Origin of the sequence: Bradyrhizobium barranii subsp. apii (genome assembly GCF_011516635.5) — a bacterium.
GTDB lineage: Bacteria > Pseudomonadota > Alphaproteobacteria > Rhizobiales > Xanthobacteraceae > Bradyrhizobium > Bradyrhizobium barranii.
The window spans coordinates 8084875-8099699 of the sequence record NZ_CP096255.1; the positions used below are offsets into that span (position 1 = coordinate 8084875).

A 14825-nucleotide genomic window follows, 5' to 3' on the forward strand; every position below is an offset into this window, starting at 1 on the left:
CTCACCGGCTCGCGACGAGGGACTCGCGCGCGGCCGCGAAGTCGAGCACCGCGCCACCGTTCTTCTTCGACCAGCCCTCGGCCGCCTGCTTGAGCAGGAACGCGCTCAGCTCGCCCTTGGACGACCGCACGAACCAGGCCTGGTTTGCAAACAGCTTGATGCCGCTTTCACGATCCTGAGCGTAGACGACGCGGATGGTCTTGCCGTCCTTCTCGAGGCCGGCGAGCGCCTTCAGCGCGTTCTCGGGCGAAGCATAGTGGCGTACATGAGTCTCGTCCTTGACCCAGATCTGCGCGACGCGGCTGAAGTCGCTTATCTGGTCACCCGTCGCCGCATCCTTGGCTTTCAGCGGAAGCTGCGCGTAGTTCTTCAACTCGGCGTCATAGTCCCGCCCCGCCTGCGCGGTCGCAACGCGGATGAATTTGTCGGTGACGAACTGGTTGATATCGAGATCGCTGTCCGCGCGCTTGAGCAGCTTCAGCGTCTTGATCGAGGTTGCGACCGCCTGGCGGTATTCCGGCTTCCAGGTCACATCGCGGGTCTGAAGACCGAGCGGCCCGTGAAAGAGGTAGTCGACCTCCGCCTCGATGCCGGTCACCTTCGCGATCAGCTCGCTGTACTTCTCCGGCTCTTCAGCGATCAGGCGATCCGCTTCCAGCGCTGCGCGCAGATAGGCGACGACGATCTCGGGATATTTCTCGGCATAATCGGCGTCGACCAGCCCGCCGTGGAATGTCGGGGCATTGGCCTGCGCGCCGTCAAAGATCTTGCGCGCGAAGCCGCGCCACGGGAACAGTTCGGCGAACGGAACGAAGTCGGCATGCGCCTCGATCTTGCCGGCCTGCAAGGCCGGCCCCGCCACCTCCGGCGCCTGCGTGATGATGTTGACGTCGGTCTCGGGATTCCAGCCCTTGGCCTCGATCGCGCGGAGCAGCATGCCGTGCGAGGTCGAGGCGAAGGGAACCGAGATGGTCTTGCCTTTGAGCTCATCGAGCGATTGCACCGGCGAGCTCGACGGCACCACGATGCCGTTGCCACTGCCCTTGGTGCTGCCGGACAGCACGCTGATGAAGAGGCTACGGCGTCCGGCCTTCTGGAACGCTACACCGTTCAGCGAGCCCGGAAAGTCAGCCATCGCGCCGAAATCGAGCTTGCCTGCGACCATCTCGTTGGTGAGCGGCGCGCCGCTCGTAAAATTCTTCCACTGGATGTCGTAGGTGACATCCTTGTACTTGCCGTCATGGGGCAGAAATTTCTCAAGCAGCTTGAGCTCGCGAATGAGCAGTCCGCCGGTCGCGCAATTGATCGTCGTGTCCTGCGTCCCGACTGCCACACGGATCGTCTCCGCCTGGGCCGGCGCGAACATCGCAACAGTGATGGCCACAACGGCCACACTGAGTCTCAAAGAGCTGAATTCGATCATCGAACTGTCCTCGGGAGGCCGGGCGCGTGCCGGCAACAACGCTGGCCGGCACTATCGAAGGCGCGACGCAACGCTTGAAGCAATTACTTGCATCGCTGTCGCAGGACGTTCGCGTCATGATTCCGTCGCGCAACGACGCAAAGGATTTTCTCAGGCCGAAGCCATCGAGAGAGGAATCGTTTCGCGGTCGGTCGCCGCACACATCAAGCTTTGCTAAGTGATTTGGAACGATCGCAAAGAGATGGACATCGCACCACCGCCGCACTTACCTATTCGCGAGCCCCTGGAGAGCTGACGGATTGCGATGACCATACTCAAGGAAGCTGCCGCGACCGAGCCTGCCGCTTTCGCCGACCGGCCTCATGCAGGCGTTCCGTTCGACTGGACCGACCACAAGAAGACCCGGCGGATCCGCAGCACACGTGCAAAGCCCGCAAGCTCGGCGCTGTTCATGAGCGAGACGATCGACGGGCTGAATGCCGGCGCGCATTTCCTCGACCGCTTGTCCGCGTCGGAGCAGGCGCGCGTGCACGCGGCCGGCCGCATCATCTCGGTGCCGCAGGGCGAAATGGTATTCAGCCAAGGCGATGGCCACGACGGCATCTTCATCATCCGCCGTGGACAGGTGCGGGTCTATTACACCGCGCCGTCGGGCCGCGAGATCACGCTCGCCTATTGGACGCCGGGACATTTCATCGGAGGCCCCGAGATATCCGGCGGTGGCATTCACATGTGGTCGGGCATCGCCATCGAGGCCTGCGAGATCACGACACTCTCCGGGCCGGCGCTCGAGAAGCTGTTGACCGGCATGCCGAGCTTCGCGTTGGCGCTGATCGACGGCCTCATCTCCAAGGGCAAATGCTACTCCTCGATGGCGCACATCCTCGGCACGCGCTCGGTGATCGAACGGCTGGCGCAGTTCCTGATCACGCTGTCGGAGTTGCACGGCACGGCCGACGGCGACACCATCGTCATCAACCGCAAGATCACCCATGACCAGATCGCGGCTATGGTGGGCTCGACCCGGCAATGGGTGACGATGATGCTGAAGCGTTTCCAGAACCGCCGCATCATCGCCATCGACGGCAGCACCATCCGGATCAGGCGGATCGACCTGCTGGAGCAGATCCTTTTCAAGGACTGAGGTTCGCCTCTCCAGCGCTAGCGCTTTGGGCGTTGAAGCACCCTCAGCGTCATGGCCGGGCTTGTCCCGGCCATCCACGTCTCACCCCTCGGCGCAAAGAACGTGGATGCCCGGGACAAGCCCGGGCATGACGACCTACGCGGGAGAGGTGAAGCTCACCGCGCCTCTTCGAATCCCGCCAGCACCGACGTCAAATTCGCGCCAAGAATATCCGAGAGATAGCCGCCCTCCTGCACGAACACGGTCGGCAGGCCCATCTTCGCGATCGCCTGGCCGATGCGGCGGAAGCCCGGCGTGGTGACGGCGAGGCCCTTCAGTGGATCGTGCTCGGAGGCATCTAAGCCGAGTGCGATGACGAGGGCGCCCGGGGCAAAGGATTCGATCGCCTTGCGCGCTACATCCATCGCCTGGATGTAGCCGTCGTCGCCGGTGCCGATGGCCAGGGGGATGTTGAGATTGGCGCCGAGGCCGGGTCCTTCGCCGCGCTCATGCGCGTAGCCCCACACATAAGGATAGTACGCGATGGGGTCGGCGTGGATCGACACCGTGTAGACGTCAGGGCGGGCGTAGAAGATTCCTTGCGTGCCGTTGCCGTGATGGACGTCGACGTCGAGGATCACGACGCGCTCATGCTTCAATCGCAGATGCGCGGCTGCGATCGCGCTGTTGTTGAGGAAACAGAAGCCGCCGGCCATGTCGCGGTAGGCGTGATGACCGGGCGGGCGGCAGAGTGCATAGGTCGCATCCTCGCCGTCCATCACCATCTGCGCTGCCGTGACCGCAACATCGGTGGCGGCGCAGGCCGCGGCCCAGGTGCCGGGACCGATCGGCGCCGCGGTATCGGCGGTGTGCCAGCCAAGCTTGCCGACGATGTGGGTCGGATAGGTCGCGGCATGGCGAACGGGATGGATGTTGCCGATCATCTCCGGGCCGGAATCGCCGAGCGCGGTCCAGGCGTTCCCAGGCTTCGCTGAGGAACGACAGATATTCCGGGCTGTGAATCCGCGCACGCGGCCCCTGTCCGAATGTCGTCGGTTCGACCAGCTGATGCTTGCCGTCCTTCAACCCCTTGAGCAGGCGATCGGCGCGCTCGGGCTGCTCCGTGGTGCGCTTGACGACACCGCGAACCAGGAAGAATTGCGGATCGTGGCTGCGATGCAGTTCGGTATGGACGGCTTTCACTCAAACACTCCGTGGTCGCGTTGACGGTGCCCACAGATGTCTAAATGCCTGCGGCGGCCAGATGCAAGCAAGAAGAATGCCGCCGCTTTGGTGCTGCTCTGCGCCGGAGGCAGACCGCCGGTGACGCTCTAGCAGCGCCCGCGCTGGAGGCAGTGCTCGCGGCCCTGCTGGTCGGTGCGGAAGGACTCGACGAAGCCGCCCTGACGCTGGGTGACGAAGACGGTCTTGCCGTCGCTGCCGCCGAAGGCGAGATTGGTCGGCTCCTTGCCCTTCAGCGCGATCTCGCGCTCGACCGCACCATTGGGCTTCATCAGCGCGATGGTGCCCTTGAGGATGCGCGCGACATAGAGACGGCCGGCGACGTCGGTGCGCAGGCCGTCGACGGTGTCGGGCTGGAAGGCTTTGACGAGTTTTGCGCCGGTGAGCTCGTTGCTGCGGACGGTGTAGGACCAGATTTCGCCGCTGCTGGATTCCCCGACATAGAGCGTCTTGCCGTCAGGGCTGAGGTCGATGCCGTTGGTGGTGCCCATCGCGCGCGGCGCCGACATCACCTGCCCCTGCACCGTGCCGTTCGCAGACTTGGCGATGCGCCAGATGTGGCCTTCCCTGCCCTTCCAGTTCGGATCGCTCGCATAGATCGTGCCGTCGCGCGCGATGGTGATGTCGTTGGGCTGGTTCATCTCGTCGGAATGAAACCAGACGACGGGCTCGCTCGCGCCCTTCGGGATCGCGAAGATGTTGTGCTTCTTGTAGTCGGCGATGAACATGGTGCCGTCACGCGCGAAGCGGATGGCGTTGCCGACGCTGCCCGCGGGCAGTGCCGTAAACTGCTCCGAAGCCGCGCCGCCCACCGGCAGCTTGCCGATGGTGCCGGGCTTGCCAAAGTTGACCACGAAGAGATTGCCGTCGAGATCGGCCGCCGGCCCTTCGATGCCGAAGGTGTATTCGCCCGACGGCGTCACCTGCACGCTTTCGAACAGCCTTGTTTCAGCATGGGCCGGCGATGCCGCGATGACGAGAAGGAGGCTACTGCACAGGCACCAGAAATTCCTGCCGGATGTAATAGCCATCGTCGTCGCTGCACTCGCCATTCAGATAGGGATCGGCAGGCCGGAAGAATCGGCTGAAGCCGGGTTTGTCTACAGCGCTCCTTTGTGTCACGACAACGACCTTGGCGGCCGGTATTTCGCCGCATTCCTTGTTGGTCTTGCCAAAGAACTTGCGCTGCGGCGGGCCGGACTTGATCCGCATCCGCGTGCCCGGAACCATTTTCGCAACCAGCAGGTCCGCGGTATCGAGCAGGCGCGTGTAGCCAGGTTCGGTCCTGGGCAGGCTTTCGCCGCCCGGCGGCATCAGCTTCTCGGCGCCGATGCCGCGCAGCCGCGTGCGCAGCTTGCCGGAGCCTGGATCGCCCGGATAGATCCAGCCGTCCTGCGACAGCATGAAGCGTAGCACTGTCGCGTCCTTTTCCGCATCCGATTGCCCTGCCTTCAGGCCGAAATCCGAGTGGCAGCCGACGCAGTGCTTTTCGACGAGCCCCTTACGCAGCGTGGTGAGCCGGATGCTGTTCTGCGCGTCTTTTGCGACGAAGGCGGCAAGCTGATCGATCAGCGCCTGGCTGCGCATGTCGCAAGGCAACGGCGGCGGATCGCCGGCAGCGCGATCGATGCGGATTACCGTCTGGTTCTTGTCCTCGACCAGCCAGATTGCGCCGTCCTCCGCGACCGTCATGCCGACGGGCGCGCCCTGCGGCCGCGCGCCGTTGACGCGGTGCCAGCCTGCGATCAGCTCGTCGAATGGCGCGGCGGCGACGTCGCCGGCGTCGGTCTGAAAGCTGTGGGTCGGATCGGCCGCGCAACTGACGTGGTAGCGCACCGGCGCCGGGGCGGGCTTCGGGAAGCCATGGTCGTCGACGTCATAGACAAGGACGCGGCTGCCGGTCGGGCGATAGCCGTGCAGGCCGACCAGCAGCTTGCCTTCCAGCTCCGGGAATTTCGCGCCGTGATAATAGAGCATCGCAAGCGGCGCGCCGTGCGGCGGCATCAGCGAGAACGGTGCCTTGTAGAGCGCATTGGCCGTGCAGAGCGACTTGTAGACCCCGGATTGCAGCACGAGCTTGAATTCGGGGCTCGGCGTCGACAGGTCGTAGCAATAGGGCCAGCCATAATGCCTGCCCTGCTCGATCGCGTTGATCTCCTCGTTCGGCTTGAAGATGTCGGGCAGGTCGCGGCCGTTCTCGCCTTGCAGGAAGGCGTAGCCGGCATCGGGAAAATTCGGATGCAGCGCCAGCGCCATCGAGTTGCGCAGGCCGCGCGCATAGACGGTGTGCGGCGGGTCCGGATCGGCCGGCTTCAACGCCGGGAAGGTCCCGCCTGCGGGCGGTGTGAACAGCCAGATCGAGGCCATCGCGGACGCGCCCTCGGCCGCCGCGCATGGCCTTGTGATCGGCGCCGGCGTGATGCAGTCGTCGCTATGCGAGCCGACATTGACGAACAGCCGCCCGTTCCTGTCAAAGACGAACTGCTTGAGCGGATGGGCACTCTCGTCGAGCCTGGTGCCGTCAGGCAATGTGATCCGGCGGCCGGGCATGTGCCGGATGATGGTCTCGACCGTGCTGCGGGGATTGTCGGCGAGCGGATCGAACCGGAAGATCGTCTCCGCGGTCGAGGCGTACAGCTTCTTGTCCGGGCCAATCACGAGGCCGAACGGATATTCGATTGCGGTCAGCAGCTCCTTGAACCGCTGCCCCTGGGGCGCATGCGGATCGAGCAGCAGCAGCCGTCCATCGGTGTGGCCCCAGCCGCCCATGTCGGCGACCACGAACAGGTCACGGCCCGGCACCTGGATGATCGAGCGCGGAAATTTCAGGCGATCCTCTTCGCTGGCGACGAGACCGGCGCAAAATCCCGCCTTCATGTCGATCTGGATTCTGGGAAAGGCGAGATCGCCGCTGCCGCAGGTTTCCGTGCCGATCGCGTAGCCGCTTTTCCTCACCGGTTCGGAGGAGGCTCCCGGGGCAAGACCGAGCAGTGCTCCGGCGACGATCGCCGCAAACAGGCTTCGGCGTTCATGCCAGAGTGTGAGCTGGTTCACGGCGGTCCCCCGGACTTTCGGTCCAAAGTTGTTCCATGCCATGGGAACGCCGTCCAGTTGATCATCACCCCCCTGTGATCAAACCCGCTCGGGCGTTCGCAGCGACCAATCTCCGTAGATTCCCTTACCGGGCTCGCCCCGAATGTTTCGCGAAGGCCTCGGGTGGTATCGATTTGCCATCCCAGTCGCTCCCGACAGGAGACGCATATGGTCCAGGTCTATTTTCACTGCTCCAACACCGAAGGCACGCTGATCGATCGCAGCGGCACCGCGGTGGCCAGCCTGACCGAGGCGCGTGACCGTGCGGCCCAGATCATGCACTCGATGATCTACACGCCGGGTGCCGAGGACTGGCGCGACTGGGTGATCCATGTCAGCGGCTCCGACGGCGAGGAGATCTTCGACCTTCCCTTCACCGCCATGCTCGGCAAGCCGCATTGAGGTGATGCCGTGCTGTTCGCTTCATTAACCCTGCTCTGCCAGCCCCTCAACTTCGTCGCCACCAAGTGGCAGAAGCTGGTGCGGATCGCAGGCAACCCCTACCGCCCCGAGCTTCACTACATGCGCGGGCCTGGCCCGAAATGGCACGCCAAATATCAGGCCAGCCGGCTGGATCGCAGGCTCTGAGCGCAGTCCGCGGCTGCTCCCTACTTCCCCGTAAACTTCGCCTTGCGCTTCTCGACGAAGGCGGTGCGGCCTTCGATGGCGTCGGCGCTCTTGCGGATCGTGGCCTGAACCTCGATCTCGCGGCGGAACTGCGCCTCGTAAGCCGCATGCTCGCTCTCCTCGACAAGCGAACGCGTTGCGACCAAAGCGCGCGTCGGGCCGTCCGCCAGACGGCGCGCCAGGGCCAGCGCCTCGTCCATCAGCTTCGCGTCGTCGACGACCTGCCGCACCAGGCCGATCTCCTGAGCACGTTCGGCCGTCAGGGGCTCGTTCAGCAGCATCAGCTCGAGCGCGCGCTGTCGGCCGACCAGCCGCGGCAGCAGCCAGGTCGAACCGAGATCGGGCACCAGGGCGATGCGGCTGAACACCTGGATGAAGCTCGCCGACCGCGCCGCAACAATCATGTCGCCGGCCATCGCAAGGCTGAAGCCGCCGCCGGCCGCGACGCCGTTGACGGCGACCACGACAGGCACGCGGCATTCGCGCAACGCCTTGAACGTGGGCCAGTAGAAGCGCATCACGCCGGCGGCGATGTCCTCGCCCAGCGCTTCCGAAGCCTTCAAATTCTGTCCTGAGCAAAATCCGCGCCCCGCGCCGGTGAGGATCAGTGCGCGAATGCCCTCATCCCCTGTCATCTCGGCGACGGCGGCAGCGAGCGCGCCGAGCAGGTCCGGCGTCATCGCGTTCAGGCTTGCCGGCTCGTCGAGCGTCAAGATCCCAACCGTGCCATCCCGCGCCTGTTTCACACCTGCCATGTCGCGTCTCCCTTTGGATTTTCTCGTTGGCGGCAATGTGCCATCCTTCGCGCGCCCCGCCAATGCTGCAGCTTCCGCGTCAGCGCAAGGAAGCCAGAACAACCGAATCCAGAGATCAAGACGACATCATGCCTCATCAGTTCAGCCTCGCCCAAGCCGTCCGCAAACCCGCCGTCACATCCAAGGGCGGCATCGTCGCCTCGCAATCGCGGCGGGCGGCCGAAGTGGGGGCGCAGGTGCTGGCGGCAGGGGGCGACTGCGTGGACGCGATCGTCGCGACCACCTTCGCACTGAACGTGCTGGAGCCCTGGAACAGCGGCATCGGCGGCGGCGGCGCCATGGTGCTCTACCGCGCCAAGGAAAATCGAACCGAGGTGATCGACTACGGCATGTGCGCGCCGCAGAGCCTGCGCACCACCGACTACCCGCTCAGCGGCGAAGGCGCGGCCTCCGATCTGTTTCCGTGGCCGCGGGTAAAGGACGATCGTAACATCCACGGCCCCGGCTCGGTCGCCGTGCCCGGCGTCGTCGCCGGCATGGAGGAGGCGCATCGCCGCTACGCCAAAATGCCGTGGAAGGATCTGGTCGCGCCGGCCGCCGCGCTCGCCGGCGAAGGCCTGCTGGTCGATTGGTGGACCACGCTGACGATCGCGGCATCGGCAGCCGATCTCAGGCGCTATCCCGCAAGCGCGGCCACCTTCCTGAAGGATGGCCTGCCGCCGAGCGCGCCGTGGGGCATCAAGTCCGAGACGCGGCTGCCGTTGGCCACGTTGAAGGCGACGTTGTCGCACCTCGCCGCTGCCGGTCCGCGCGATTTCTACCAGGGCGATCTCGCCAAAAGCATCGCATCCGACATCAAGGCCGACGGCGGCTCGCTGTCGGTGGAGGATCTCGCCGCGTTTCGCGCCCATCTGCGCGAGCCGTTGGCGATCCCCTATCGCGACGGCAAGGTGTATGCGACGCCGGAGCTCACGGCCGGACCGACAATGGCGTATGCGCTGCGGCTGTTGCAGCAGAGTCTGAAGCCGGGAAGCGCACCCGACGCGACCACCTACAGCGAATATGCGCTCGCCTTGCAAGCGGCCTTCCGCGAGCGGCTCAAGGACATGGGCGATGCCGACGGCAAGCGCTCGCTCGGCGCTGAATATCTGGCGCCCGCCTGCACCACGCATTTCTCCGTGGTCGACCGCCACGGCAATATCGCGGCGGTGACGCAGACGCTGCTCTCGTCCTTCGGCTCGAAATACGTGACGCCGCACACCGGCATCGCCATGAACAACGGCATCATGTGGTTCGACCCGACGCCGGGCACCACCAACTCGCTCGCCCCCGGGAAGCGCTGCCTCTGCAACTACACGCCCGTCATCGCCGAAACGAAGGACGGCAGGCGTCTCGCGGTCGGCGCCTCCGGCGGCCGCCGCATCCTGCCGTCGGTGATGCAGCTCGTGTCCTTTGCGATGGATTTCGGCATGGACCTCGATACGGCCATCCACCAGCCGCGGATCGACGCCAGCGAAGGCGCGGTCGTGATCGGCGACATCAGACTGCCGGCGGACGTACGCAAAACACTTTCCGCACGCTTCGATTATGAAGAGACGCAAGTGCAGGCCCTGCCGCAGAAGTTCGCCTGCCCCAGCGTGGTGATGCGCGAGGGCGATACGAATTCGGGCGCGGTCGAGATCTTCCAGCCCTGGGCCGACGCTGTCGCCGAATCCTGAGCGTCACGACTCCTCCGCATTTGCACGCAACACCGCGATCGATGTTCGTTCGCCGAACGGACAGATGCGTGCCTAACAGGAGAGATTTCGGATGAAGAAACTTGCGCTCGCCGCAACACTGATCATCGCGGCCGGCTTCACCATGCCAAACGCCGCATTCGCCAGGGGCGGCCACGGACATGGTCACGGCCATGGCCACGGTCATCATGGCGGATACCATGGACACCGCCATGCCACTCCTCCCGGATGGCATCACGGGCGCAAGGTCGGCTGGCGCGGCAGGGGCTGCCCGCCCGGCCTGTGGAAACAGGGCCGCTGCTGACGCCCTATCTGCAAGTCATGCAAGGCGTCGCTCCTGACGGGGCGGCGCCTTCTTCTTCAAACACCCAGCCGATCCCGCACCCGGCCCGCGATCACAGCAGTCGTAACCCCCAAGGGCCAGAACGCGTGCATCGGGATCGGCTTGATGCCTGTGACGGGCATGTCGATCTCGGCCTTGGCGCCGCCGATCAGCCGGCGCGCGAGCTGCGCGCCCATCGCGGTCGAGAGCGCGACGCCGCGGCCGTTGCAGCCGAGCGAGATCAGGACGCTCTCCGCCGGCTCGTGCACATGGGGATAATGATCCTTGGTGATGGCGAGCCGGCTATTCCAGCCATGCGTCCAGGCGGCGCCCTTGAGCTGTGGCCATAGCCGCTCAGCATAACGCATGAGATAGGCGACGTCGTTGGGCGACTTGATCCAGCGCATCGGGCCGCGGCCACCCATCAAGAGGCGATTGTGCTGATCGATGCGGTAATAGACCGTGATGTGGCCGCTCTCGTAGAGCACCGGCCGTGTCGGCATGATCGAGCGGGCGACCGCCTCGGAGAGCGGCGCGGTGGCGGCAATCGAGGAGAATACCGGCACGATGGTGCGGCGAAGCGCCGGCCAGAGATCGTCGGTGAAGCCGTTGGTGGCGAGCAGGACCCTGTCGGCATGCACCACCGCGCGCGGCGTCTCGATGCGCCAGCGCGAGCCGTCGCGACGGAGTGACAGCGCCGGCGTTTCGCCATGGACCTTCGCGCCCGCGGAGATCGCGGCGCGCGCGAGGCCGCGGGCATAGCTGAGAGGATGCAGATCGCCGCCGCGCGTGTCCAGCATCGCGCCGATGTAGCGGTCCGTGCCGGTCATTTCGCGCAACTGCTCGCGGTTCAGATATTGCACCGGCATGCCGCGGCGGATGCACTGCTGCGCCGTCTTCTCGATCGCGGCGGCGCTGGCCTCGTTGTAGGCCGCGCGCAGCGTGCCATTCTGCCGCGCTTCGCAAGGGATCTGGTAGCGGCGGATCAGGTCGTGCGTGAAATTGGTCGTGCCGTAGGAGAAGTCGATCATGCGGCGGCCGAGTTCAGCGCCGAAATCGGCCTCGATCTGATCGGGGTCGTGCTTCAGGCCGGGATTGGTGTGGCCACCATTGTTACCCGACGCGCCCCAGCCCGGCTCCTGCGCCTCGAGCACCAGAGCCTCGACACCTTGCTCCGCCAGATGCAAAGCCGTGGACAGCCCGGTGTAGCCGCCGCCGACGATAGCAACGGAGACGGTCTTGTCGACATCGAGCGGCGGCGTGGCAACCGGCGCGACGGCGGTGTCGGCATAGGGCGAGGGCGGCAGAGGCAGGCGCATAGTCATGACGAGGACCGATCAGAGCGGATGCAGCACGCGGCGTAAAAAGTCCTGCGTGCGCGGGTGCTGGGGTTGATTGAGGACGGCCTTCGCCGCGCCCTGCTCGACGATGACGCCGCCGTCGATGAAGAGCACGCGGTCGGCGACGTCGCGGGCAAAGCCCATCTCGTGGGTGACGACGACCATGGTCATGCCGTCATCGGCGAGCATTCGCATCACGCCGAGCACGTCACCGACCAGTTCGGGATCGAGCGCCGAGGTCGGCTCGTCGAACAGGATCGCCTTTGGCTGCATCGCGAGCGCGCGCGCGATGGCGACGCGCTGCTGCTGGCCGCCAGAGAGCTGCGGTGGATGCGCATCGGCCTTTTCGGCGAGGCCCACCTGACCGAGCAGCGCGCGGCCGCGCTCGAGCACCTGCGCACGCGGCTCCTTCTTTACAAAGAGCGGACCTTCGACGACGTTCTCCAGCACGGTGCGATGCGGGAACAGGTTGAAGCGCTGGAACACCATCGAGACCTGGGTGCGGACCTTCACGATGGAGGGCGCATCGCGGTCGACCTTCAGTCCCTCGACGTTGATCTCGCCGCGGTCGTAGCTTTCCAGCCCGTTGATACAGCGCAGGATCGTCGACTTGCCGGAGCCCGAAGGGCCAATGATGCAGACCACCTCACCCTTCTGGACGGAGGCCGTGATGCCCTTGAGCACCTCGTTCTGGCCAAAGCTCTTGTGGACGTCGGTGAGCTCGATCATTTCTTGCCCGCCCGCTTCTCGAAGTGACGGACCAGCAGGATCAGCGGGATGCTCATGGTGAGATACATCAGCGCCACCAGCGTGAACACGTTGGTGTTCTTGAAGGTCGAGGACGCGATCAGCTTGCCCTGAAGGGCAAGCTCGGCGACCGTGATGGTCGAGGCTTGCGAAGAATCCTTTAGCATCATGATCATGACGTTGCCGTAAGGCGGCAGTACGATGCGCACTGCCTGCGGCAGCACCACGCGGCGCATGGTGAGCCACCAGCCCATGCCGATCGACTGCGCCGCCTCGATCTGGCCCTTGTCGATCGCCTCGATGCCCGCGCGGAAATTCTCGGCCTGGTAGGCCGAATAGGCGATGCCGAGCCCGAGGATCGCGGCCTGCAAGGCCGACAGCGTGACGCCGAGATCCGGCATCACGAAATAGAGGTAGAACAACAGCACGATGATCGGGATGCCGCGGATCACGTTGATCAGGCTGGCACTGAGCATCGACAGCACCTTGATGCCGGAGACCCGCATCATCGCCCAGATCAGACCCAGCACCGTCGAGAGCAGCAGCGAGCCGATGGTGACGACGATCGTCAGCGCGACACCGCTCATCAGGATCGGGAAGAATTCGACGGCGTCGTGCCAGAAGCCTTTCATCGGTCAGCCTTACCAGCCTCTGTCGATCAACCCTGCGCCTTCTGACCCCACTTCTCGAGGATCTTGTCGATGGTGCCGTTGGCCTTCAGCTTCGCCAGCGAGGCGTTGATCTTGCCGAGCAGCGCGGCCTCGCCCTTGCGGACGCCGATGCCGACCGAGCCGACGGTGACGGGCTTGTAGCCGTCGACGAGACGTACCTCGGGGAAACCGCCCTGCTTCAGATTGTAGGCGAGGATCGGATAGTCGGCGTAGCCGGCCTTGAGGCGACCGGTGTTCACGTCGCGCAGGATGTCCGGGATGGTGTCGTAGGCCTTGACGTCGGCGAACAGGCCGGACTTCTTCAGCGCATCGACGAAGGCGGTGCCGACCTGGGCGCCGACCGTCTCGCCCTTCAGATCGTCCTGCGTGGCATAGGCCTTGGTGTCGCTCTTCGGGACCACCAGGCCTTCGCCATAGGTGTAGATCGGATCGGAGAAGTCGACGACCTCCTTGCGCGGCGCGGTGATGAACATCGCCGCCGCAATCATGTCGATCTTGCCCGATGTCAGCGACGGGATCAGCGCCGAGAACGCCATCGGCTCGATCTGCACGCTGAGGCCGGCGTCCTTGCCGATCTCGGTGACGAGATCGACCATGATGCCCTGGATCGTGTTGGTCTTGGTGTCGAGGAAGGTGAAGGGAATGCCTGTCGGCGTCGAGCCGACCTTCAGCACCTGCTGCGCCGAAGCCGGCATCACCGCTGCAATCGCGAGCGCCGCGACCACGGCCAGACCAAAACGCTTCATCGCATCCCCCTTTGGGCTTGGCCGATGTCGGCGCTCGCGCATGTCGTGATCAGACGTTGCGGGCCAAGCCGTTTCGGCCTATTTTCACCAATATGAAACTTTGGTCACATTTTCGCTGGCGATGCAAGCGGTTTTCATGCACATGAAGGAAGCGGTTTGACATGAGCGGTGGCAAAAGAATGCGCAAACCGGCCGCCGCAAAGCCGGCCAAGGTGAAAGCCAAGGCTGTCACCAAGCCGGCCGAGCCCGCGATGGATGTCGCGGTCGGCCGCCGTATCCGCGATCTCAGGCGTGTCAGACAATTCTCGCTCGAGACGGTCGCGGCGCGCACCGACCTGTCGATCGGCTTCCTCAGCCAGATCGAACGCGGCCTATCGTCGCCATCGCTGCGCGTGCTGGCAACGCTCTCCGACGTGCTCGGCGTCGGCATAGCGGCTTTATTCGGTGCGAACCCAAGTGCCGACGATGCCTCCGACCAGGTGGTGACGCGCGGGCTTCAGCGGCCCGAACTGAAACTCTGGCGCAGCGGAATTTCGAAGCAATTGCTGAGCGCTGCGGGCAGCGACAACCGGCTCAACCTGTTCCTGGTGCATATCGATCCCGGCGGCTCCGCGGGCGACGAACTCTACACCCATGACGGCGAGGAAGCCGGCCTGGTGCTCGAAGGCGAGATGATGCTGACGGTGGACAGCGAGACGTGGTCGCTGAAGACCGGCGACAGCTTTCGGTTCGCGAGCCGAAGGCCGCACCGTTTTTCCAATCCGGCCAATGATGCGAAGGCTGTGGTGCTGTGGGTGAATTGCGTGACGGGGGCGGGGTAGCTTCTTTTCGCGCCGCGAGCGCAATTCCAGTCCCGTCATCCTGAGGCGCTCGCGCAGCGAGCCTCGAAGGATGCACGGCTCCGATAGAGCCGGGCCGTCGCCCTTCGAGCGCCGCTGAAGAAGCGGCCACCTCAGGGTGACGGAGATGGAGTGAGTGCGCGATGCCTCTCCACCGTCAT

Annotated in this window: 15 protein-coding genes and 1 pseudogene; 7 read left to right on the forward strand and 9 right to left on the reverse strand. The window is 64.9% G+C overall.

Features of this window, described 5'->3' with window-relative positions; all coding sequences use genetic code 11:
• Position 1 precedes the first annotated feature (1 nt).
• On the reverse strand, positions 2-1366 hold the full coding sequence (locus HAP41_RS38755; protein WP_166105524.1) for an ABC transporter substrate-binding protein: 1365 nt from the start codon (positions 1364-1366) through the stop codon (positions 2-4).
• A gap of 83 nt (positions 1367-1449) precedes the next feature.
• Between HAP41_RS38755 and HAP41_RS38760 the strand changes: the two genes are divergently transcribed.
• Together HAP41_RS38760 and HAP41_RS38765 are read left to right on the forward strand one after the other, a co-directional pair.
• Positions 1450-1644: a hypothetical protein gene (locus HAP41_RS38760; protein WP_166082141.1), complete on the forward strand. Its 195-nt coding sequence runs from the start codon at positions 1450-1452 to the stop codon at positions 1642-1644.
• Between the two features lie 83 nt (positions 1645-1727).
• Positions 1728-2567: a Crp/Fnr family transcriptional regulator gene (locus HAP41_RS38765; RefSeq protein ID WP_224580622.1), complete on the forward strand. Its 840-nt coding sequence runs from the start codon at positions 1728-1730 to the stop codon at positions 2565-2567.
• A 155-nt stretch (positions 2568-2722) separates the two neighbouring features.
• On the opposite strand, the pseudogene HAP41_RS38770 reads toward HAP41_RS38765, so the two are convergent.
• From HAP41_RS38770 to HAP41_RS38780, 3 genes and pseudogenes are all read right to left on the reverse strand, one after another.
• Positions 2723-3749, reverse strand: a pseudogene (locus HAP41_RS38770) (histone deacetylase family protein).
• A gap of 128 nt (positions 3750-3877) precedes the next feature.
• Positions 3878-4819: an SMP-30/gluconolactonase/LRE family protein gene (locus HAP41_RS38775; protein ID WP_166082140.1), complete on the reverse strand. Its 942-nt coding sequence runs from the start codon at positions 4817-4819 to the stop codon at positions 3878-3880.
• Complete coding sequence (locus tag HAP41_RS38780) at positions 4776-6842, reverse strand: PQQ-dependent sugar dehydrogenase (RefSeq protein ID WP_166082139.1); 2067 nt, start codon at positions 6840-6842, stop codon at positions 4776-4778. The genes HAP41_RS38775 and HAP41_RS38780 overlap by 44 nt, the downstream gene beginning before the upstream one ends.
• A 207-nt stretch (positions 6843-7049) precedes the next feature.
• Here HAP41_RS38780 and HAP41_RS38785 point away from each other — a divergent pair, with 207 nt between their 5' ends.
• Both HAP41_RS38785 and HAP41_RS38790 read left to right on the forward strand, forming a co-directional pair.
• Positions 7050-7283, forward strand: a complete 234-nt coding sequence (locus tag HAP41_RS38785; RefSeq protein ID WP_014497658.1) for a DUF6894 family protein — start codon at positions 7050-7052, stop codon at positions 7281-7283.
• Between the two features lie 9 nt (positions 7284-7292).
• Positions 7293-7469: a hypothetical protein gene (locus tag HAP41_RS38790; RefSeq protein ID WP_014497659.1), complete on the forward strand. Its 177-nt coding sequence runs from the start codon at positions 7293-7295 to the stop codon at positions 7467-7469.
• Positions 7470-7489: 20 nt separating this feature from the next.
• Here the strand turns inward: HAP41_RS38790 and HAP41_RS38795 are convergent, their stop codons facing one another.
• Positions 7490-8263, reverse strand: a complete 774-nt coding sequence (locus HAP41_RS38795; protein WP_166082138.1) for an enoyl-CoA hydratase-related protein — start codon at positions 8261-8263, stop codon at positions 7490-7492.
• A 128-nt stretch (positions 8264-8391) separates the two neighbouring features.
• Between HAP41_RS38795 and HAP41_RS38800 the strand changes: the two genes are divergently transcribed.
• Complete coding sequence (locus tag HAP41_RS38800; protein ID WP_166082137.1) at positions 8392-9981, forward strand: gamma-glutamyltransferase family protein; 1590 nt, start codon at positions 8392-8394, stop codon at positions 9979-9981.
• A 91-nt stretch (positions 9982-10072) separates the two neighbouring features.
• Entirely contained in the window at positions 10073-10303 is a 231-nt protein-coding gene (locus HAP41_RS38805) for a hypothetical protein (RefSeq protein ID WP_041955033.1), read from the forward strand.
• Positions 10304-10359: 56 nt separating this feature from the next.
• On the opposite strand, the gene HAP41_RS38810 is transcribed toward HAP41_RS38805, so the two are convergent.
• The 4 genes from HAP41_RS38810 to HAP41_RS38825 are packed head-to-tail and all read right to left on the reverse strand — an operon-like array spanning position 10360 to position 13825.
• Positions 10360-11646 carry an NAD(P)/FAD-dependent oxidoreductase gene (locus HAP41_RS38810; protein ID WP_166082136.1) on the reverse strand — a complete coding sequence of 429 codons (1287 nt, stop codon included), beginning with the start codon at positions 11644-11646 and terminating at the stop codon, positions 10360-10362.
• A 12-nt stretch (positions 11647-11658) separates the two neighbouring features.
• On the reverse strand, positions 11659-12390 hold the full coding sequence (locus HAP41_RS38815) for an amino acid ABC transporter ATP-binding protein (protein WP_166082135.1): 732 nt from the start codon (positions 12388-12390) through the stop codon (positions 11659-11661).
• Positions 12387-13040, reverse strand: coding sequence for an amino acid ABC transporter permease (locus HAP41_RS38820; protein WP_014497665.1), 654 nt, complete (start codon positions 13038-13040; stop codon positions 12387-12389). Before HAP41_RS38820 ends, HAP41_RS38815 begins: the two co-directional genes overlap by 4 nt.
• 26 nt (positions 13041-13066) lie before the next feature.
• Positions 13067-13825, reverse strand: a complete 759-nt coding sequence (locus tag HAP41_RS38825) for an ABC transporter substrate-binding protein (RefSeq protein ID WP_166082134.1) — start codon at positions 13823-13825, stop codon at positions 13067-13069.
• 179 nt (positions 13826-14004) lie between these two features.
• Between HAP41_RS38825 and HAP41_RS38830 the strand changes: the two genes are divergently transcribed.
• Positions 14005-14646 carry a helix-turn-helix domain-containing protein gene (locus HAP41_RS38830; protein WP_224580621.1) on the forward strand — a complete coding sequence of 214 codons (642 nt, stop codon included), beginning with the start codon at positions 14005-14007 and terminating at the stop codon, positions 14644-14646.
• The last annotated feature ends 179 nt before the right edge of the window (positions 14647-14825 follow it).